Here is a 20,118-nt window from a genome sequence, read left to right as displayed (position 1 = left end):
GGTGCATCCAAACGCCTCGGGTCTCGAGAAGTACTTCATGAAAGGCGGTGACCCTCACTGCCACTCACCCCAGGAGGATCTTCATGCGCAAGACCATGGTTGCCGGCCTTACGGTCGGCGTCGTCGCGGCACTGGGCCTCGCCCTTCCCGCGAACGCGAGCACGAGCGGCGAGGCTCAGCTTTCGGTGCTGCACGGCATCCCCGACACCCCCGTCGACGTCTACGTCAACGGCGAATTGACCCTCGACGACTTCCAGCCCGGTGACCTCGCCGGTCCGCTGGCACTTCCGGCGGACAGCTACGACATCGCGCTCACGGCGACCGACGCCGCAGACGCGAGCGAGCCGATCCTGTCGACGTCCGTGACGCTGGACGCCGGCGTGAACTACACCGCGACCGCCAACCTCAACGAGGCCGGCGAGCCCGCCCTCAACGCGTTCGTCAACGACACCGCGCAGACCGCTGCGGGAGAGGGTCGCCTGACGGTCCGTCACGTCGCCGCGGCACCCGCCGTCGACATCCTCGCCGGTGGCTCGCCGGTCGTCGAGGACCTGACGAACCCGAACGAGGCCACCCTCAACCTCCCGGCCGGCACCGTCTCGGCCGCGGTGGCTCTCGCGGGCACCACCGACCCGGTCATCGGCCCGGCAGACGTCAACGTCGCCGAGGGCACGCTGACCATTGTCTACGCGTGGGGCTCGGCTGAGGCCGGCAACCTCGCTCTCGCGGTGCAGACCATCGACGGTCTGCACGGTGGCCCCTCGGGTGGTGTCCCGTCGGGTGCCGGTGGTCAGCTGGCCGCGCAGGACACGCTCGTGCAGGGTGCGTGGCTTGCCGCCGGCCTTCTGGTCGCCTTCGGTGTCGCCGGCGGCACCGTCGTCGCCGTCCGCGCCCGCAGCGGCCGCTGATCGGCGAGGATAGAAGGATGATGAGGGCGAGGCGGGCAGCACCCCTGGCGGCACTGCTCGTCCTCGCCCTCACCGGCTGCGGCACTCCGGCCCAATCGGCCGGAGTGCCGCAGCCGGCCACCTCGCTTCCCGCACCGGAGATCTCCGCTCAGGCGCCGACTCCCTCGGTGGAGATCCCCGTGGCGCCGGCCACACCGGCGCCGGCCGCCGTCGTACCGGCACCGGTTCGAGTGTCGGTGGCCGACGCGGGGATCGACGTCCCGGTGATCCCGGTCGGCGTCGATGCCAACCAGGCGATGGAACTGCCGGAAGACCCCGCAGTGGCAGGGTGGTATCGCTTCGGCCCTGGTCCTCAGTCCCCGGAGGGTCGCGCTGTCATCTCCGCCCACGTGGACATGCCGGGATACGGGATCGGCCCCTTCAGCCGCATCCGGGATCTGGCGCAGGGAACGCTCATCGAGGTGACCGATGACACAGGGAACCTCACCCGTTACCGACTCGACTCCGTCACCTATTACAAGAAGGCCGACCTTCCTGTCGATGACTTGTTCGCCCGGTCCGGTTCCCCCATGCTGGTGCTCATCACCTGCGGTGGCGCGTTCGATGCGTCGATCGGCCGCTACGAGGACAACGTGGTGGCCCTCGCCACCCCCGTACAGGAGTGAGCGCCACCATGAGCATCGACAATTCGGCGGTATCACCGCCGGGAGCAGCTGACGAAGGGGTCGGTGAGCGGTTCCGAGACGGAGACGAACGGGCACTGGAGGAGATCTACCGGCGCTGGTCGCCGGTCGTGTTCACCCTGGCGCTGCGCTCGCTCGGAGACCGCAGCGACGCCGAAGACGTCACGCAGAAGACTTTCGTCTCCGCGTGGGGGTCCCGGGCGAGCTTCGACCCCGCGAAAGCGCGTGTGTCGACCTGGTTGATCGCCATCGCCCGCCGCCGGATCGCCGACACCCACGAGGCGCGCGCACGAATCGGCGCTCTGCAACGAGAGCTGGAGAGGTACGCCGAGCCCATGGGTCGTGACGCCCCCGAGGTCGACATCGGCGATACCATCCTTCTCGCCGATGAGATCAGCCGCTTGGAACCGGACGCCCAAGAGGTGGTCAAGTTGGCCTTCTACGACGATCTGACGCACCAGCAGATCGCCTCCCGCCTCGACATGCCGCTGGGCACCGTCAAAAGCCATATCCGTCGAAGTCTTACCCGTCTGCGATCCCGATTGGAGGTGAGCCATGCAGCATCTTGAGTCGCATCTCGATCCCGAAGTCCTGACGCTCCTTGCGATCGGGGAACCGGTGGCGACCCCCGCAGAACAGGATCACCTCAGCACCTGCCCTCGCTGCGCGGTGGAGCTGTCCGCTCTGACCCGTACCGTGGTGGCGGGTCGGTCCACCGTCCTGCTCGAAGACCTCGAAGCCCCGCCTGAGCGCGTCTGGTCACGGATCTCGGAGGAACTCGGATTCTCTGCTCCGGCGGCGATCTCCGACGCGGCGGCCACCTCGGAGATAGACCCTCGGGTCGAGACCGATCTCACGGACCCCACGGAGTCGGAAGCGGAGCGCGCATCGAGCGGTGCCCGCGGGGCATCGACGCCGCGTCGGCGGCGCAGCGGGCTCATCCGCGGGCTTTTCGTGCTGGCCGCCAGCGTGGCCGTCCTGGGCGTCGCTGTGGGGGGATGGGCTCTGACACGGCAGGCGACGGTGGTCGAGTTGGCCTCTGCCGAGCTGGCCGCCTTCCCCGACCACCCGGGTGCCGAGGGGTCTGCGGTGGTCGTCGAACGCGGAGACGAGACGGTCATCGAAGTGACCCTGGATGCCGATGTCGATCCCGACAGCAACCGCGAAGTGTGGCTGATCACCGAGGATGCCACCGAGATCGTCAGTCTCGGCATGCTCGAAGGGCAGACCGGCGAGTTCGTGGTGCCGGACACCATCGACCTTCGCGAGTTCGTGCTCGTGGATGTCTCCGACGAGCCGGTCGACGGGGATCCGACGCATTCCGGCGACTCGATCGTTCGCGGAGCGCTGGACTTCGCCTGACGTGGTGGCGGCGCCCCGGGAAGAGGCACCCGGTGCGTCGCCATCCCTTGCGGAATGGCGCGGCGTCGTCATCCGTTGTATCCTGATGTGCTCGGTCGAACATCGTCCGAGATGGCAATTCCACAGTGTGACGGCGGCTCCCTCTCGAGGGGTCATGGGGATGATCGGTTTCGACATCGCCTGTGAATCTGCGGGAAGCGGGCCGAGGATGCAGAGTTATCTCGTTAACGATCTCTGCGAACCAATAAGTGCCGAACCTAAGCGCACTGAGTTCACCCTCGCTGCCTAAGCGAGCCTGAACTCCGTCAGACCGTAGGTGTTCCCGCTACGGATCCTGGCGTCATCTAGGGGACTTGCTGTGTGATGGCGCCTGGACGTCACACGGGACTCTTCCCAGGCTGGGCCTGTCGACTTAGGTGTCTGTGACAAAGGTCGGGGCCGAGCAGAACGTCTGCACAGACTGCGCCCGGAGAAGACGCAGTATCCCAGCGATGGACGGGGGTTCGATTCCCCCCATCTCCACCAGTGCCGCTGTCACACGAAAGGCCCGAGTCCCGCGATCCCTGCGGGGCTCGGGCCTTTCGCAGTGGATCACGAGACCTGGCGTTCCGCTCCTACGCCCGGGTCTGCGGCTGATCGGCTCTGGTCCGCAGCACTTCGGCGATCCACCAGGCGAGCAGCGAGACGATGACGACGAGAAGGATCTCGCCGGTGTCGAGCGGACGCAGCGTCCAGAGCCAGACGATCGCCAACGCGGCGATGGCTGCCCGGACGACGACCCGTTGCCGGTCCATCCATCCCGTCAGCGCCTCCCACCGCAGACCCTGTTCCGCGCCACGGGTGCGGATCCAGGTGTTGCCCCGGGCGATGATGTCGCGCGTCGCCACCGCGCCGCGCCAGCGCCCCTGGAACCATGCGAAAAGCGCGATCACGACACCGAGGGTCACTCCCACGATGGCCGTCTGGCGGATGTCTTCGCCGACCTGGTCGTAGATGGCCACGATGGCGTCGGGCGGGAGGTCGCCCGAGGGTTGGAGGCTCAGAACGGTGCGACCGACCGTCATCCCGATCAGCATCGCGGCGCTGCCGGCCGCGATGCCGACACCCGCGCCCAACAACGCCGTCGTCCGTCGACGCGCAATGAGGACTCCGATGATCAGGAGCGCGAGCGTCACCACGGGGAGGATCCACCCCAGCGCCGTCGCCGTTGCGAACGCGACCCGGACGGAGGCGAGGGCCTCGTTCTCGGCGACGACGATCGTTCGATTCACTTCCGGGATCGCCGAGGCCAGACCGATGCCGCGTTCGAGCAGACGTTCCTTGACGGCCGCGATGATCGGCTGGAGCTGGATGCCGACGGTTCCCGCCTGATCGATCGTGATGGCTCCCCCCGCTCCCTCTCCGGTGCCCGCGGTGACGAGAGCACGATGGCCTGCGCGAAGGACGCCGCTCCAGATGTCGGCGAAGGCCTCGGAGGCGACCACGCGAGTGATGGTCTGGTCGATGATGTTCTGCAGTCCCTCCGCTGCGGGACCTCGCAGCAGATCGATCGCTCCAGCGGCGCGAGGGGGGAGATCGAGTGTGGCCAGGCCGTCGAAGACGTCGTCGGTGAGGGCGGTGACATCGACCCTGTCGGACACCGCCACCGAGACCTCGTCGACGATGAGCGATTGAACGGCCGGATCATCGATGAGCGGCGCCATGGTCGCCACGAACTGCTCTTCGTCGACGAGCGTCGCCCGCACCCATGCGCCGGCGATGGACAACGGCAGAATCACCGAGGCGAGCACGATGCAGATCGCCGAGAGGATCGAGCGCCACAGATGTGCGCGTGGTCGCGCCGGGCGATCGTCGCCGACGGCACCGCCCGCACGCGTACGCAGCTGATCGTTGGCCTTCTCGAGTTCGAGGATCCGCTGCTGGAGCGAGAGGAGGTCGGGCTGCGGCGACGGCTGCGGTGTTGTCATGAAGAGTCCATCCCTCGGTGGGTCGGAACGGCTGGTCGTCGAGCCCGCGCGGGCGTTGCGTCGTCCGGAGAAGTCCGGAGCTCGCAGCCGGTGACTCGACGGAGGTGATCAGCGTCGCTGGACCGCAGGCTCGGCCAGAGCGCGAGCCTTGATCGCCTCGAACTCCGACGCTGTCAGCGCCCCGGCGTCCAGCAGCGACTTCGCCCTCGTGATCTCATCGGTGGCGGAGGATGTGCCGGCTGCGGCCCGGATGTACGCGTCCTGCGCTTCTCGCTGCTGCATCGCAGCCGCGTAGGTGCGCTTCTGCATTCCCGCCCCGCGCGCGATCAGGTACACCAGCGCCGTCAGGAAGGGCACGAACACCAGGAAGATGATCCAGACCGCCTTCAGCCATCCGCTGACCGAATCATCCCGGAAGAGGTCCGCGATGATCGAGAACAGGACCATGAGGTACGCGGCGAAAACGAAGATCCAAAAGAACCAGGCGATGAGTCCCCAGAAATCCATGTGTCTGCCAATCTGTGAAGTCCGGCCGGACGGCCGACATGCCGAGAATCGCAGGGCGAAGCGGGCTCACGCGTCACCCCGGAGGGATGAGATCTCCTCCGGAGGGAGGCGGTTGACGGAGATCACTTCGATGTGAAGTTCGTCCAAGAGCTCGAGCAGGCCGAACAGCTTGGCCTGATCGGGGACCCGGCCCACGATGCGCGTGCGACCTCCCCCGACCGGTTCGACGTCGAATTCGGACAGGGCTGCCGTGAGATCGGGTCCGAAGCGTCCGTCGACGACCACCTCGAGGACCTGTCCGTTCACGTGAGGTCCTCCCGGGTTGCTCGTCGTCGGGCCGTCGACGGCTTTCCCTCGCCGCCGGTCTCTGGGAGAGAGTGTTCGCCGAGGGTCTCGCGCGGGCGTCACCCGGGTGGGATGATTTGATCCACCCCCGCGAAGCGCGAGGAGGTCCGCATGCCGATCGGCCATCGACACACCCTTCCCCCTCACGCCGTCGACCGCCCTCGGCTGCGGGCGCAGCTGGATGCGGGATTGGACTCACCGCTTTCGCTGGTGGTCGCACCGGCCGGCGCAGGAAAGACCGTGCTGCTCTCGCAGTGGGTGCGGTCGCGCGCCGATCACGCCGTCGCGTGGGTCGACGTCACGGAGGCCGACGCCGACCCCATCGCTTTCTCCCGCCATCTCGTCGACGCTCTGACCTCGGTCGCGCCGCACCTGCAGGGCCCCCTCGCACCCGTGGACACCTCGGATCGACGCCTGGGGGAGGCGCTGTTGGAGGACCTCTCGACGGTGTTGGCATCTGCCGGGAGGATCATCATCGTCTTCGACGACCTTGACCGGATGAGCGGCAGCGAGGTTCTGACCGATCTGTGGCGTCTGGTCGATCAGCTGCCGCCGAACGTGCACGTGGTCTTCGCGTCGCGCGTCGATCTGAAGCTGGGGTGGAGCCGGCACCGTCTGCAGCACAACCTTGTGGAGATCCGTCAGCGCGATCTGGCGTTCGACGGTGCGACGACCGCGGAGGTGCTGCAGAAGATCACCGGACGACCCGTCACCGAGAAGACCGCCGAACGGGTGCGAACGCGGACGGAGGGGTGGGCCGTGGGCGTGCAGCTCACCGCCCTCAGCCTGCGTTTCTCCGCCGATCCGGAGCGATCGGTCTCTGCGCTGACCGAGACCGATCGCCTCGTCGCGGACTACTTGAGCGAAGAAGTCCTCGATGCCCAGGATCCGCCCCGACGCTCGGCGATCATGAGAATCGCCGCCGTGGACGAGTTCTGCGCGCCACTCGTCGACGCGATTCTCGGCGCCGACGGGGCGCAGCTCATCGCGGACCTCGAGCAGGACTCGATGTTCCTCTTCCCCCTGAGCGGGCGTCCGGGGTGGTACCGATTCCATCGACTGTTCCGCGATCTCCTCCTGTTGCGACTGCGGGCACGGGGGCCGGATGTGGAACGGCAGGTCCTTCGCGCCGCAGCGCGGTGGAGCGAGGAGCAGGACTTCGTCGACGACGCCATCCGCTACCACCTGCGGGCTCGGTCGTGGGTCGCCGCACTGGACCTCGTCCTCACCCTGCGCCGAGAGGTCTACGAGGACTTCCACGTGGCCAAGGTGGTCGGGTGGCTCGAAGCGGTACCGGAGGAAGAGCGAGCCCGACGGCCGCAGGCCGAACTCCTGCTCGCCATGGCTCGAGGGATGAGCGGGCACGGCGTCGCAGCGATGGATGCGTTCCACGGGCTGCTGGAGGAGGGGAACCTGAGTGCGGGGGAGCGGCTGGTCGCCCAGACCTACCTGGGCGCCTGCGTCCAGCTCGCGCCGCCGCCCGAGTTCTTCGCGCAGGCGGCCGAGAACGCCCTGAGCGCGTTGGCGCAGGAGCCCCCGGATATCGAGCCGCCCTCGCTCCTGGGCGTCACCAGCCGACCGCTTCTCAACCTGGTGGCGCGCGCGTCCTACGGCCGCGCGCTTCTCCTCCTCGGCGACCTCGACGCTGCGAGACAGCAGCTCCGGCTCGCGCTCGAGGGCGAGGGGGCGGCCTATCGCCCTTTTCGGCTGCACGCGCTGGGTTCACTCGCTCTGACCGAGGCGTTCTCGGAGCGGATGGCGGTGGCCGAAGAACTCGCAGACAGCGCCCTCTCGTTGGCGAAGGAGTTCCGACTGCTGGACCATCCCGCTCCCGGCGACGCATTCCTCGCCCGTGCGGTGGCCAGTCTCGGTCGCGGTGACGGGGAGACCGGAGCCGCCGCGCTCGCCGAGGGCCGCGTGCGAGCGGCATCCGATCAACGCACCCAGCTGCTGTGGCTGGCTCATCTGGCATCGGTGATGCTCGGGGCGGAAGAGTCGTCACTCCCGACGTCCCCTCTGGCCGCACCGCCTCCGCCCTTCGTCCGCCACGCCCTCACGGCGCTCGCGCACCGAAGGGCGCGCCTGCGAGGAATACCCTCGCGGCCGACCTGGACGGCGTCGACGTGGTCTGTGATCGCCTTCGAGGAGATCGCGGGCCTTCTGGCGACCGGTGACGCCGCCGCGGCGACACGCAGACTGGGGCAGTTCGAGCCGCGGGGCGAATCGTCGCCTGAGGTCGCCGTCGAGCGCGATCTTCTGCTCGGCTGGGCCCATGCCCGCGCCGGGCGGCCCGTGCAGGCCCGGAGCAAGCTCCAGGCGGCCTTGGCGCTCGCGGCGTCCGGGCGGCTGCTCTTCCCGTTCGCTGCCGCGGGCCCGGAGATCGCTCGTCTGCTGGAGACGTTGCCTGGCCCGGCCGATGAGTTCCGCCGTCTCGCCGTCCACGCGGCACGCGCAGCCGGTGACTCACCGGCTCAGGGGCAGCCGGTCGAGCACCTGACCCATCGCGAGCGAGAGCTTCTGACCTACCTGCCCACACGCATGACGTTCGCCGACATCGCCGCCCACAGCTACGTGTCGGTCAACACCGTCAAGACGCACGTCGGCCATATCTATCGGAAACTCGGGGTGACGGGCCGCGACGAGGCGATCGAACGCGCGGCAGACCTGGGGCTCCTCGACGTCGGGGAGATCGCCCGCATCGGATGATCCCCCCGCGCGCGCCTCGCGCGATCCTGGCGGCATGGGCAGCGATCGCGCAGGAAGCGATGTGGCGCAGGGCGGTGACTCCGGGGAGGGCCGGTCCGGTGGCATACGTCGAACCCTTGCCCTGCTCGACAGGCCGCTCCTGACCGGCTTCCTCGTCACCGTCGGTGTACTCGGCGCCCTGGTTCTCGGTGCGGCGATCGGCTCCATCTCCACGATCGTCGTTTCGATCGTCCTCGCCATGTTCTTGGCGCTGGGGCTGGATCCGATCGTGCGCTTCTTCCAACGCCGTCGGGTCCACCGCGGCGCCGCGATCGCCATCGTCTTCGGCGGCTTCCTCCTGCTGGCGGCCGGCTTCGTGGTGTTCGTACTCCCCCCGATCGTCGGCCAAGTGGGCCAACTCGTGCGAAGTGCGTCGCTGGCCGTCGCAGAGATCTCGACGTCGGCGTGGTTCGCGCAACTCGGCGCAGACGCGCAGGCCACGGTCACGGCAGTGCTGGACGCCGGGGCCGACTGGCTTTCCGACCCCGCGACCATCGGTGCCATCGGCGGCGGGGCGTGGGCCGTCGGCGTCGGGATCGTGACGGCGATCACGTCGACCTTCATCGTCGTCGCACTGACGCTCTACTTCCTCGCGGCTCTCGATGACATCAAGGAGGCCTTCTATGCCCTCGCCCCGGCCCGCAGCAGACCTCGGCTCAGGGACATGACCGAGCGGATCACGTCCTCCGTCGGCCACGCTCTGATCGGCTCGGTGATCCTGTCGTCGTTCAATGCCGTCGCGGTCTTCATCCTGCATGTCGTCATCGGACTCCCGTTCGCCGCCCTGATGACCGCGGTGGCCTTCGTCCTGACGCTGATCCCGCTCTTCGGCTCCGTCATCTTCTGGATCCTCGGGTCGGCGGTCGCCCTCTTCAGCAGCCCGACCCAGGCGCTCATCTTCGCCATCGCCTATCTCATCTACATCCAGCTCGAGTCGTACGTCATCAGCCCGCGGGTGATGAATCGGGCCATTTCCGTTCCCGCGGCGCTCGTTCTGATCGGTGCGCTCGTCGGGGGGACGCTCATGGGCGTGATCGGCGTGCTCGTCGCCCTTCCGATCATGGCGTCGATCCTGCTCATCATCCGCGAGATCGTGGTGCCTCGCCAGAACACCAAGGTGTGAGGCGAACCAGCAGACCCCGGGATCAGAGGTCCGAATCCTCGAGGACGAACGTCACCTCCAGGACCACCTGGAAAGCCACGATGGCTCCTTCGCGTACCTCGACGGTCTGCTCCTTGACCCATGCGCCGCTGACGTGACGCAACGTCGCAGCAGCCCGCCCGACACCTCCCCGCACAGCATCTTCGAAGCTCAGCTCCGACCGGGAGCTCAGCGTGGTGATCTTCGCGACCTGGGACATGTCCGCCTCCTGGGTTCTGATCGGTTGCGAGCCCAACCTCAGCGCCTGCGTCGTCGCCGGGGGGACGTTCGTCCCATCAGCAGATGGCACGGCGACGGAGGGTGTGGACATGTGCCCTGCTTCCCCGGAGGACGACGCCGCCGGGGCGGGGGGGAGCGACGGAGGCCTTCTCGCTCCGTGTCCGCTGTGTCGCCGGCGCCCGAGCGCGTGGGAGCTCGACCTGCGCGAGGTGGATCCGGCGCTCGAGGGGACGCGCGAGGTGCTGTCGACGCTCGCGAACGGCTACCTCGCCACCCGCGGCGCGGCTGCCGACCGCCGGTTCGAGCCGTGGTGGTATCCGGGCACCTACGTCGCCGGCGTGTTCGACCGGGCCACCACGGTCACCGCCGGGCGCATCCGCGTCGATGAGAGCATCGTCCGGCTTCCGGATTGGCTGTCGCTGACCGTTTCTCCGGATGCCGCGACGGGTGCGCCGACGGTGGAGCACGACCATCGCCTTCTCGACATGCGCCGTGGGGTGCTCATCCGGGAGGCCAGAGTGCGCGGACCCGACGGTTTCGCTGCGTCGATCCGTCAGGAACGTTGGGTTTCGCTGCGCCACCCCCACCGCGCGCGGCTTCTCACCCGTGTCACACCGCATGGATGGAGTGGTGTGCTGCGGATCGATTCGGGGATCCATGCCGCGGTGACCAACGACGGAGTCGCGTCCTTCACCGGTCTGGAGAACCGGCACCTCGATGTGCCTCTCACCGGAACCGAGGGGGGCGATGCCTGGGTCATGGTCCGGACGAGACAGTCCCGCATCGACGTCGCACTGGCCACGAGGACCTCCGTCGATCTCGACGCCGTGAGGTGGGGCAGGAGCGACCGCAACCGGGCAGCCCTGGCGATCGACGTGGTCGGAGACGACGGTCAGGCGATCCGGATCGACAAGTCCGTCGCGGTGTTCACATCACGCGATCACGCGATCTCCGAGCCGCTGACCGCCGCTCGTCGGGAGTTGGACGAGATGTCATCCGCGCAGCGGGACGCCCGTGAGCATCGAGGCGAATGGCGCCACGTCTGGCGTCAGCTGCGCCTGCGTGTGACCCTGAACGCCCCGCACGCGGGGGAGCAGGAGGCCGCACGTCGAGAGATCCGTCTGCACCTGTTCCACGTCGCCCAGAGTCTGTCGAGGCACACGGCCGACGCCGACGTGGGGGTGCCCGCTCGAGGGCTGCATGGCGAGGCCTACCGGGGACATGTCTTCTGGGACGAACTGTTCGTCTTCCCGGTGTTGAACCTGCGCATGCCGGAGCTCACGCGCGCTCTGCTCATGTACCGATACCGACGACTTCCCGAGGCGCGTCGCCGGGCCCGAGAACTGGGTTTCGAGGGAGCGCTCTTCCCCTGGCAGAGCGGGAGCGACGGACGGGAGGAGACGGCGCCGGCCAACTTCAACCCGCACTCGGGCCGGTGGGTGACCGATCACTCCTGGCGGCAGCACCACGTCAACCTCGCCGTCGGCTACAACGTGTGGCAGTTCTACCAGGTGTCGGGGGACCGGAACTTCCTCGCCTCCTACGGGGCGGAGATGCTGGTGGACATCGCCCGGTTCTGGGTATCACGGGTCGAGGAGGATCCCCGGTCGGGACGGTTTCATCTTCGTCGGATGATGGGACCCGACGAATTCCACGACGGGTATCCCGACCGTCCCGGGGAGGGGATCGACGACAACGCCTACGTGGCGGTCATGACCTCGTGGCTGCTGCGCGCCGTCCTGCGCGCGCACGCCGTGCTCGGCGCGCGCGATGACGACCAGTGGGAGCATCTGGGCGTCACCGAACAGGAACTCCAGCGTTGGGACACGGTCAGTCGCCGCCTGTTCGTGCCGTTCCTCGACGATGGGATGCTCGCGCAATTCGACGGCTACGGTGCGCTTCCCGACCTCGATCTCGACGCCTACCGGCGCAGGTACGGCGATATCAGCCGGCTGGATCTCCTTCTGGAGGCCGAGGGGGACTCGGCCAATCGCTACCGCGTGTCCAAGCAGGCTGATGTCCTCATGCTCTTCTACGTCCTGAGCGCCGAGGAATTGACCGAGATCCTGGATCGCCTCGGCTACACCTTCGACCCCCGCTCGATCCCCGCCACGATCGCGCACTACCTCGCCCGCACCACCCACGGGTCTTCGCTCAGCCGTGTCGTGCACGCGTGGGTGCAGGTGCGAGGAGATCGACACGCATCCTGGCATCTCCTGCGCGACGCGCTGGGGGCCGACATCGGTGACATCCACCCCGGCACCACCCGCGAGGGCATCCATCTGGGAGCGATGGCGGCGACGGTGGACATCCTGCAGCGATGCTATTTCGGCGTCCAGGTGCGTGACGACGTCCTCATCCTTCATCCGCAGCTGCCCGATGCGATCTCACGGCTGTCCACTCGCCTGCGCTACCGAGGCCACCGGCTCGAGCTGGCCGCGACCCACGCAGCGCTGGAACTGCGAGCGCACGGCGGCTCGCCGGAGCCGGTGACGATCCTCATCGACGACGCACGTCACACTCTCGTCCCCGGGGAGAGCATCACGGTGCGGCGCGCGCGGCCTGGCGCGGGCCCCGCCGAGCCTCCCGCCTAGCTCGTCACGCCGGCTCGCGTCGTCAGACCGCGTCGAACCAGACCGTGGTCTCTCCGGGGAGCAGACCGTGCGCGACCGGCTCGGAAGAGAGGACGGGCCCGATGGCCGTGGGCAGAGGAAAGGGTTCGGTGCCGAAGTTCGTGATCACGGTCCACCCGTTGGGTCGTCGGTAGTGAAGCACATCATCACGCCCCGTTTCGATCCACTCCAGGCTCTCGGTCGTCTGCAGGCGTCGCCGCGCGGCGAGGGCGTCGCGGTAGAGGCTGAGCGTCGATGCCGGGTCGTCCGTCTGCTCCGACGCGGCCGATCGCGCGAACCAGGCGGGCTGCGGGAGATGCGGAGAGCTGCCGCCGAACCCGAACGCCGGTTCGGCCGCAGACCAGGGCAGGGGGACGCGGCATCCGTCCCGGCCGATGTCCTCGCCGGGGCTGCGGAAGAAGGTGGGGTCCTGTCTCTGGGCAACGGGGATGTCGGCCACCTCGTGCAGTCCCAGTTCCTCGCCCTGATAGATGTAGGCCGAGCCGGGGAGCCCGAGGACGAAGAGGATCGCCGCCCGTGCCCGGCGCAGTCCCCGGTCCCGGTCGAGCTCGGGCGTGCGGCCGCCGGAGAGCAGCCACTCGTTGCCGTGCTTCCGCACCGGTCGACCGTCCTGTCCGCGTTCGGCGTCGGGGAGGCCATAGCGCGTCGCGTGTCGGACGACATCGTGATTGGAGAGCACCCAGGTGGTCGACGAGCCCGACTCCGCCGCCAGCAGCAGGTTGGAGCCGACGATCCGACGGAATTGCCCCGCGTTGAAATCGGCCTCGAGCAGATCGAAGTTGAACGCCTGACCGAGGCTCTCGGCGCGGGCGTAGAGCGGGATGCGTGCCGGGTCGACCCAGGCCTCGGCGACGGCCGTGCGGGGCGGATCGTACGAGTCGAACACCGCGCGCCACTCGGCGTACACATCGTGCACGTCATCGCGGTCGATCAGGGGGTGCTGGCCGTCCCGGGGGAGTGCCTCCAGTTCCGTCCGGGAGGGCAGCGGCTCGGTGAGGTCCTTCGTGAGCATGTGCGCGACGTCGATGCGGAACCCGTCGACGCCCCGGTCGGCCCAGAAGCGCAGCGTGCGTACGAAGTCGGCACGGACGTCGGGGTTGTCCCAGTTGAGGTCGGGCTGTTCCACGGCGAAGTTGTGGAAGTACCACTGGCCGTCGGCGACACGTTCCCAGGCCGGGCCGCCGAAGACCGAGACCCAGTCGGTCGGCGGCTCGGACCCGTCAGGCCCGGTGCCGTCGCGGAAGATGTAGCGATCCCGTGCCGCCGAACCGCGCCCGGCGGCGAGGGCCTCTTGGAACCAGGCATGCTGGTCGGAGGTGTGGTTCGGCACGATGTCGACCACGATGCGGATGCCCGCCGCGTGAAGCGCCTCGACGAGCCGATCGAAATCGTCGAGGGTTCCCAGTCGCGGATCGACATCCCGGTAGTCGGCGACGTCGTATCCGCCGTCGGCGAGCTCGGAGGGGTAGAACGGGCTCAGCCAGATCGCGTCGACGCCGAGCTCGCGCAGGTGGTCGACACGCGAGAGGATGCCGCGCAGATCGCCGATGCCGTCGCCGTCGGCGTCGGCGAAGCTGCGGGGATAGACCTGGTACACCACGGCCTGGCGCCACCACTCGGGCAGCTCGATCTCGTGCGGGTCGGCGGTCTGGAGGGCGGAGGTGCCGGCGGATGTCACGGGGACGGGTTTCCTTTCAGGTGATCGGTTCGGGAGGGTGTGCGGGTCAGCCCTTGACGGCGCCCTGCGTGACGCCCGCCATCACCCAGCGCTGCGTGAACAGGTAGGCGATGATCGCCGGCGCCATGGCCATGAGGTACGACGCGAAGGCGACGTTGTAGTTGTTGCTGAACTGGCTCTGGAAGAGGTTCTGGCGCACCGGCAGGGTCTGCAGGTTCGGGTCGGAGATGATCAGCGACGGCATCATGAAGTCGTTCCACGCGTAGAGGAACGCGAAGATGCCGACCGTGGCGCTCATCGGCGCCAGAAGCGGGAAGATGAGCTTCCAGAACGTCTGCCAGGTGCTCGCACCGTCGATGCGGGCGCTCTCCTCGAGCTCGTAGGGGATCGAGCGCAGGAAGGCGGTGAACAGCAGCACGCTGAAGCTCAGCTGGAACATCGTGGCAAGCAGGATCACCCCGACCGGGTTGTCCAGGCCGACGCGTCCGGTCAGCTGGATCTGGGGAAGTGCCACCACCGGGAACGGGATGAACATCGCCGCGAGCAGATAGAAGAACGAGTAGCGGAACAGCCGTCGATCCCAGTTTCGGACGATCGCGTACGAGGCGAAGGCGGCCAGGATGATCGTCAGGATCACTGTGCCGGCGGTGACGAAGAGCGAGACCGCCGCGCCGACGGGAAAGCGGGTGAGGGTCCACGCCTCGACGAAGCCGTCGAAGCTGAAGGGCGCCGGCAGCGAGAACGCGTTGCCGTCGACGGCCTGCGCGGACGTCTTCAGCGACATCGAGATGGTGACGTACAGCGGCAGCAGGACGGTCACGGCGCAGAGGATCAGGATCACCGTCGTCGACCAGTTGACGCGTTCCTGGCCGACGCGGCCTCGTGCTTTCGGCCTCGGCCGTTCGTCGGCGGAACGGGACTTCCGGTTCTCGCGGTCGGCGATGAGCTCGCCCTCGGCGGTCTCGGCGGACAGAGCGGGTTGCGTGGTCATCGGAAGACCTTCCTTCCGCGCGTGAGGGAGAGTTGGAGGATGGAGATGAGCACGGCGACGATGAAGAAGATGGTCGCGTTGGCCATCTGGTAGGCGTAGTCGCCGCTGTTGAAACCGAAGATGATGCTCATCGCGATGCTTCGGGTCGCTGTTCCCGGCCCGCCGTTGGTGAGGCCGACGATGACGTCGTAGGCGTTGAGGAAGTTCTTGAATCCGAGGATCACGTTGATGACGACGTATCCCGCGACGAGGGGGATGGTGATGCGCCACAGCTGCTGGCGCTTGTTGGCCCCGTCGATGTCCGCGGCCTCGTAGACGTCTCCGGGAACCGACAGCAGACCGGCGATGTAGATGAGGAGCGTGCCGGGGATCGCCTGCCAGGCGGTCACGATCACGATCGCCACCCAGGCGAGGTCGGGATTGGCGAGCAGGCTCTCCTGCAGCCATCCGATCCCGGTGGCCTGACCGAGAGAGGGTACGGAGTTGGAGAACAGGAAGTTGAAGACGTACGCGATGATGATCCCCGAGATCACCATCGGGATGACGAAGATCGTCCGGAGCCCGGTGCGGAATCGGATGCGGGATGTGAGCCCCACGGCCAAGAGGAACGCCACGATGTTGACGACGATGACCGTCGCCGTGGCGAACCCGAAGGTGAAGAGGTAGCTCTGCAGAATGGCGGGGTCGCTGAAGAGGGCGATGTAGTTGGTCAGGCCGATGAAGTTCCATGAGCCGATGCCGATGGAGTCGGTGAAGCTGAAGAAGATCCCGACGATCCCCGGCACCGTGATCGCGAGGGTGAACAGCACCAGGCTCGGGAGGAGGAACAGGTAGTAGATGGGTTCCACTCGCCGCCGGGAGCGGCGTGTTGCCGCCGATCCTGCGACGATCGTCTCGGTGGCGGTCATTGCGTGGCCTCCTCGCCCTGCGTGTCGGTCTCGCTCGAGGGAAGAGGCGAGCGGAATGCCAGTCGAGCCCAATCGGTGTCCATCGTCCGCAGGGTCGACTCGGTGTCGGCGCCCAGGGCCAAGGCCTGCGCGTAGCTGAAGACGGGGATGGTCTTGGGCACGAGGACGGAGGGGCCCTGGTAGAACCTTCCTTCGTCGTAGTAGTCCGTCATCCCTTCGACGCGCGGATCGCTCGGCGGGGGTGCCCCCTCGGTCGGAGCGAATCCGAGCTGGGATTCGTTGTAGGCCTCGATGTTCTCGGGCTGGTAGAGGAACTCCAGGAAGTCGCGAGCGGCATCCTGGTGGCGCGACTCCTCGGGGATCATCGCGGCGAGGTCGGTGTTCACGCGCACCTTCAGATCAGCAGGGTCATCGGTCATCGGCAGCGGGAAGGTTCCCAGATCCAGGTCGGGATCGGTCTTGGCGATCTCGGCGAGCGCCCAGGGCCCCTGCAGATACATCGCCGCCTCACCGCGCGCGAACGCGAGGTTTCCGTCGTTGTAGGCACGCGAGTCGGCGTCGGCATTGGTGTAGGCCGTGAGTTCGGCCATTCTGTCCAGAGGCTCGGCGAACTGGTCTTGGAAGGACACCGCCGACTCCTCGCCGACATCGGCACCCTCCGCCGCGAGCTGGTCGAAGAAGTCGACCACGTCGATGGAACCGCCGATGGCGTAGTCGTACCAGCCCTGGGCGACCGTCCAGTCGTCCTTGAAGGTGGCGTAGAACGGTGTCACGCCCGCCGCGTCGAGCGCGTCGCAGACGGCGATGAGCTCGTCCCATGTCTGCGGGACCTCCAGGCCGTTCTCTTCGAAGATCGCCCGGTTGTAGATGACCGACGACGCCATCACCGAGTAGGGGAGGGCGCTGGTCCGGCCTTCGCACGAGCCGTACTGCGCCATCAGCACGTCGAGGTCGTCGCGCACCGTCGATGCCGCCTGCGTGTCGGAGAGGTCCGAGAGAGCGCACCGGTCGACGAAGCGGGCCACCTCGTAGTTGTAGTTGGCCAGCATGATGTCGGGGGGATTGCCGCGGACGAAGCTGGCGGACACCACGTCGACGCCCGACGTGTCCATCTCCACCCGGACACGGTCCTGGGAGGAGTTGTAGTCCGACACGAGCTGGTTCATGAAGTCCAGGGCTTCCCTCTTGCTGAAGGTGAAGCGGATTGTCTCGCGGCCGTCGGCGGAGCACCCCGCGAGGAGGGCGCCGGCGAGGGCGAGGAGGGAGATCGTCGCGGCAGCGCGACGGGCAGGGGTTCCAGGAGGCACGTCATCGTCCTTCGTCAGAGTTGTCACTCACTTGCTCGCCGCATTAAATTTATGCCGCGAATCAAGTTCCTGGCATCCATAATGCAAAGGAACACGAGAAAGGTCAACCCCTTGTCATACCCGGGTATCGTCCCCCTCTCGCCGCGGCGAGCGAGCCTTCTGGGCGTGATCGGGTACGCCTGGGACGCGGAGGTCTTCACCGCGACAGACGTGATGGAGAGCGTCGCGGTGACGCGGTCGACGGCGATCGATGTCGTCGACGAGCTCGTCGCCCGCGGACTGATCGTCGAACTCCCCAACGCCCGCGCCGTCGGCGATTACCGCAAGGGTCGTCCCGCACGTCGGTTCGCATTCCGTCAGGATGCCGCCTTCGTCGTGGGCCTCGACGCGGGCCGGGGCCATCTCACCGCGACGGTGTCGGATCTCCGGGGGAACACCCGAGCGGTCGAACACCTCGTCGTGGATGCCGATGACGATGCGCCCGAGATCAGGCGACGCGCAGCAGTGCGCGCTGTGGACCGCGCGCTCGAGATCGCCGGAGTCGGCCGATCGGAGGTCGCGGCGATGGGCGTGGGTCTCCCGGCGCCCGTCGACGCGCACGGCGAATCTCCGACCGACCGGGCGGAATTCTGGACGCGGATGAACCCGGGGTTCGCGCGGATGTTCGGAGAATGGGTGCCCATCGTGAAGGTCGCGAACGACGCGTCTCTGGCCTCGGTCGCCGAGCGCACGCTGGGCGCTGCGCGCGGGTGCGACGATTTCGTGGTCCTCCTCGCCGGAGAGCGTCTGGGTGCCGGTGTCTGGGTGGACGGGCGTCTGCTCACGGGCGCGCACGGCGGCGCCGGCGAGATGGTCGCCTTCGATCATGTCCGGGGCGTCGACAGCGCGTGGGGGTTCGGTCACCGGGCAGTCGAGCTCGCCCGCACGGCGATGGCCACGGGCGCGCTCCCGACCTCGAGCATCCTGCGCCGGATGGCGCCTGCCGACATCGAGGGCAAGGACGTCTTCGCCGCGGCGGCCCAGGGCGACGCCGGCGCCCGCCGGATCACCGACGAGATCGGCGGATCGCTCGCCGTGATCGCCGGTGTCTTCGGGAGTCTGTTCGACACCCGGCTGCTGATCGTCTCGGGCGCCGTCGCCGACGGGGCGGCGCCGCTCATTGAGGCGGCCCGAAGGTCAGTGGCCGACACACTCCACCTCCCCGCCCCGCGGATCGTCGCCTCTGAGCTCGGAGCCGACATCGTCTCGCTCGGGGCCGTGTGTGCGGCGGTGCAGGAGGCGCGACGCGGAATTCTGGATCTTCCCCGGTTCGCCCAGCCGGCGTGATCACGCCGCCGGCCGTCGTCAGAACGCGGTGTTCCAGACGCTCTCCATCGCGACGTGCCTTCCGAGGACACGCTCGGCCGCACGATGGCCGGAGCACATCGCCGCGGTGACAGTGGCGGGATCATCCGTCCACGTCGCCTCGCCTGCGAGGTGGAGCACGCCGCCGACGGGCGCGGCGAGGTCGTCGTGGTCGCTCGTGACAGACCCCACCGTCATGTACGCGTAGGACCCGTGGCTGAAGGGGTCGCCCTGCCAGTCGGTGATCTCCACGTCCACCGGGTCGGGCGCTCCGGGGAAGAGTCTCCGAAGCTGCTCCATGACCGATGCGACGATCTCATCGTGACTCCAGGCGCGGATCTCCCTCGCCGCGGGCCCGGCGGCGAACGTCAGGAGCGTCGGTTCATCGTGCAGCGGCGTGAGGTCGTACCACGAGTGCCAGCGCCGTCCCTCGGGTCCCTGCTGTCTCACGGCGTAGACACCGTCGCCCCAGAACCGTGTCGGAAAACGCAGGAACACCTTCTCGAAGGCGTTCATCCGCAGCCGCGCCAGTGGCTCCGCGACGGCGGGCGGAAGGGGCGGGTCGAAGGTGAACGACGCGGACTGCAGCACCCCCACGGGGACGGTGACCACCGCCGCCGCGGCCGTCACCGTGCCCCGGTCGCTCGTCACGTCGACGCCCGACGCGTGCCAGGCGACTCGGGTCACGACGTGACCGAGGCGCACGTCGAGACCTTCGGCGAGGTGAGCGGGGAGGCGGTCGTATCCGTCGGGGAACACCACCTCATCGCCCTCGACCTGATCGTCGTCCAGGCCGTGGGCGGCGAGGTCTTCGATCCACGCTCCGTACTGCTCCTCCGTGCGATGCTCGACGAATTCCCTCACTCGGAGGGCGCGCTCGGAATCCCACCCCTGATCGGCGATGGCGCGTTCGGTCACGTCGCGGTACGAGTCCCCGGGCCCCGATCGGGCGATGACCTCCAGAAGGCGCTGGTCCACGGTGCGGACGTCGGCGGCGAAGGCGGCCGCCGCTTCTTCCGGCATCCGTGTGCCATCCGGAGAGTGATACGCGATCGGGCGGCCATCGGGTTGGAAGCTGCCGACGGTGAACTCCGTCATCCGCATGCCGAACGCGCGGGCGGCGTCGGCGACCGGGGAGTCGGTGATCCCATGGATCCAGGATGCTCCGAGATCGGTCACCCGCCCACCGGCGCGGGCAGTGTGAACCCTGCCGCCGACGCGCTCACGGGCCTCGAGCACGATGACCCGCTGGCCGGCTGCCCGCAGCAGTCTCGCGGCGGTCAGCCCGGCGACCCCAGCCCCCACCACGATCGTGTCCACGTGCTCCATCGCCGCCTCCTGTCCGCGATCGACGCCGCG

General features: G+C 68.1%; 17 protein-coding genes and 1 other RNA gene. 9 read left to right on the top strand and 9 right to left on the bottom strand.

All coding sequences use genetic code 11. The annotated features are described in order from the left end of the window. Positions 1 to 83 precede the first annotated feature (83 nt). From V6S02_RS07920 to ssrA, 5 genes are all read left to right on the top strand, one after another. Complete coding sequence (locus V6S02_RS07920) at positions 84 to 908, top strand: DUF4397 domain-containing protein (protein ID WP_124293490.1); 825 nt, start codon at positions 84 to 86, stop codon at positions 906 to 908. Positions 909 to 925: 17 nt separating this feature from the next. After that, the gene (locus tag V6S02_RS07915; protein WP_336400431.1) at positions 926 to 1,573 is read left to right on the top strand and encodes a class F sortase; all 648 of its coding nucleotides are present in this window, start codon (positions 926 to 928) and stop codon (positions 1,571 to 1,573) included. An 8-nt stretch (positions 1,574 to 1,581) separates the two neighbouring features. After that, positions 1,582 to 2,160 (top strand): RNA polymerase sigma factor, encoded by a 579-nt coding sequence (locus V6S02_RS07910; RefSeq protein ID WP_141938905.1) that lies wholly within the window; start codon positions 1,582 to 1,584, stop codon positions 2,158 to 2,160. Continuing rightward, entirely contained in the window at positions 2,147 to 2,953 is an 807-nt protein-coding gene (locus V6S02_RS07905; protein ID WP_336400430.1) for an anti-sigma factor, read from the top strand. The genes V6S02_RS07910 and V6S02_RS07905 overlap by 14 nt, the downstream gene beginning before the upstream one ends. Positions 2,954 to 3,109: 156 nt before the next feature. Next, positions 3,110 to 3,478, top strand: a transfer-messenger RNA (tmRNA) gene (gene ssrA, locus V6S02_RS07900). Between the two features lie 89 nt (positions 3,479 to 3,567). On the opposite strand, the gene V6S02_RS07895 is transcribed toward ssrA, so the two are convergent. The 3 genes from V6S02_RS07895 to V6S02_RS07885 all read right to left on the bottom strand — a co-directional run bounded on the left by V6S02_RS07895 (position 3,568) and on the right by V6S02_RS07885 (position 5,733). Further along, positions 3,568 to 4,920: a hypothetical protein gene (locus V6S02_RS07895; protein ID WP_336400429.1), complete on the bottom strand. Its 1,353-nt coding sequence runs from the start codon at positions 4,918 to 4,920 to the stop codon at positions 3,568 to 3,570. A 108-nt stretch (positions 4,921 to 5,028) separates the two neighbouring features. Continuing rightward, a complete protein-coding gene (locus V6S02_RS07890) occupies positions 5,029 to 5,427 on the bottom strand; it encodes an SHOCT domain-containing protein (RefSeq protein ID WP_336400428.1) in 399 nt (132 codons plus the stop codon). Between the two features lie 66 nt (positions 5,428 to 5,493). Next, on the bottom strand, positions 5,494 to 5,733 hold the full coding sequence (locus V6S02_RS07885; RefSeq protein WP_336400427.1) for a hypothetical protein: 240 nt from the start codon (positions 5,731 to 5,733) through the stop codon (positions 5,494 to 5,496). Positions 5,734 to 5,883: 150 nt separating this feature from the next. Here V6S02_RS07885 and V6S02_RS07880 point away from each other — a divergent pair, with 150 nt between their 5' ends. After that, positions 5,884 to 8,478: a LuxR C-terminal-related transcriptional regulator gene (locus V6S02_RS07880; RefSeq protein ID WP_336400426.1), complete on the top strand. Its 2,595-nt coding sequence runs from the start codon at positions 5,884 to 5,886 to the stop codon at positions 8,476 to 8,478. A gap of 34 nt (positions 8,479 to 8,512) precedes the next feature. Further along, positions 8,513 to 9,640 carry an AI-2E family transporter gene (locus V6S02_RS07875; protein ID WP_336400425.1) on the top strand — a complete coding sequence of 376 codons (1,128 nt, stop codon included), beginning with the start codon at positions 8,513 to 8,515 and terminating at the stop codon, positions 9,638 to 9,640. A gap of 22 nt (positions 9,641 to 9,662) precedes the next feature. Here V6S02_RS07875 and V6S02_RS07870 read toward each other — a convergent pair whose 3' ends face one another. Further along, on the bottom strand, positions 9,663 to 9,878 hold the full coding sequence (locus tag V6S02_RS07870; protein ID WP_336400424.1) for a dodecin family protein: 216 nt from the start codon (positions 9,876 to 9,878) through the stop codon (positions 9,663 to 9,665). Positions 9,879 to 9,987: 109 nt separating this feature from the next. On the opposite strand from V6S02_RS07870, the gene V6S02_RS07865 reads away from it, so the two are divergent. Further along, the gene (locus tag V6S02_RS07865; protein ID WP_336400423.1) at positions 9,988 to 12,492 is read left to right on the top strand and encodes a glycoside hydrolase family 65 protein; all 2,505 of its coding nucleotides are present in this window, start codon (positions 9,988 to 9,990) and stop codon (positions 12,490 to 12,492) included. A gap of 22 nt (positions 12,493 to 12,514) precedes the next feature. Here V6S02_RS07865 and V6S02_RS07860 read toward each other — a convergent pair whose 3' ends face one another. From V6S02_RS07860 to V6S02_RS07845, 4 genes are read right to left on the bottom strand one after another with little or no spacing between them, the layout of a single operon-like run. Beyond that, positions 12,515 to 14,209 carry a glycoside hydrolase family 13 protein gene (locus V6S02_RS07860; protein WP_124293485.1) on the bottom strand — a complete coding sequence of 565 codons (1,695 nt, stop codon included), beginning with the start codon at positions 14,207 to 14,209 and terminating at the stop codon, positions 12,515 to 12,517. A gap of 46 nt (positions 14,210 to 14,255) precedes the next feature. Continuing rightward, complete coding sequence (locus V6S02_RS07855; RefSeq protein WP_124293484.1) at positions 14,256 to 15,200, bottom strand: carbohydrate ABC transporter permease; 945 nt, start codon at positions 15,198 to 15,200, stop codon at positions 14,256 to 14,258. After that, positions 15,197 to 16,108: a carbohydrate ABC transporter permease gene (locus V6S02_RS07850; protein ID WP_124293483.1), complete on the bottom strand. Its 912-nt coding sequence runs from the start codon at positions 16,106 to 16,108 to the stop codon at positions 15,197 to 15,199. Before V6S02_RS07850 ends, V6S02_RS07855 begins: the two co-directional genes overlap by 4 nt. Continuing rightward, a complete protein-coding gene (locus tag V6S02_RS07845; protein ID WP_442927920.1) occupies positions 16,105 to 17,415 on the bottom strand; it encodes an ABC transporter substrate-binding protein in 1,311 nt (436 codons plus the stop codon). The genes V6S02_RS07850 and V6S02_RS07845 overlap by 4 nt, the downstream gene beginning before the upstream one ends. 165 nt (positions 17,416 to 17,580) lie before the next feature. Between V6S02_RS07845 and V6S02_RS07840 the strand changes: the two genes are divergently transcribed. Then, positions 17,581 to 18,741 (top strand): ROK family protein, encoded by a 1,161-nt coding sequence (locus V6S02_RS07840; protein ID WP_336400422.1) that lies wholly within the window; start codon positions 17,581 to 17,583, stop codon positions 18,739 to 18,741. Between the two features lie 18 nt (positions 18,742 to 18,759). On the opposite strand, the gene V6S02_RS07835 is transcribed toward V6S02_RS07840, so the two are convergent. After that, entirely contained in the window at positions 18,760 to 20,088 is a 1,329-nt protein-coding gene (locus V6S02_RS07835; protein WP_124293480.1) for a flavin monoamine oxidase family protein, read from the bottom strand. Positions 20,089 to 20,118 lie beyond the last annotated feature (30 nt).

Origin of the sequence: Microbacterium sp. CCNWLW134 (assembly GCF_037083565.1) — a bacterium.
In the GTDB taxonomy this organism is placed as follows: Bacteria; Actinomycetota; Actinomycetes; order Actinomycetales; family Microbacteriaceae; genus Microbacterium.
This window is presented reverse-complemented; position numbering and strand designations above follow the sequence as displayed.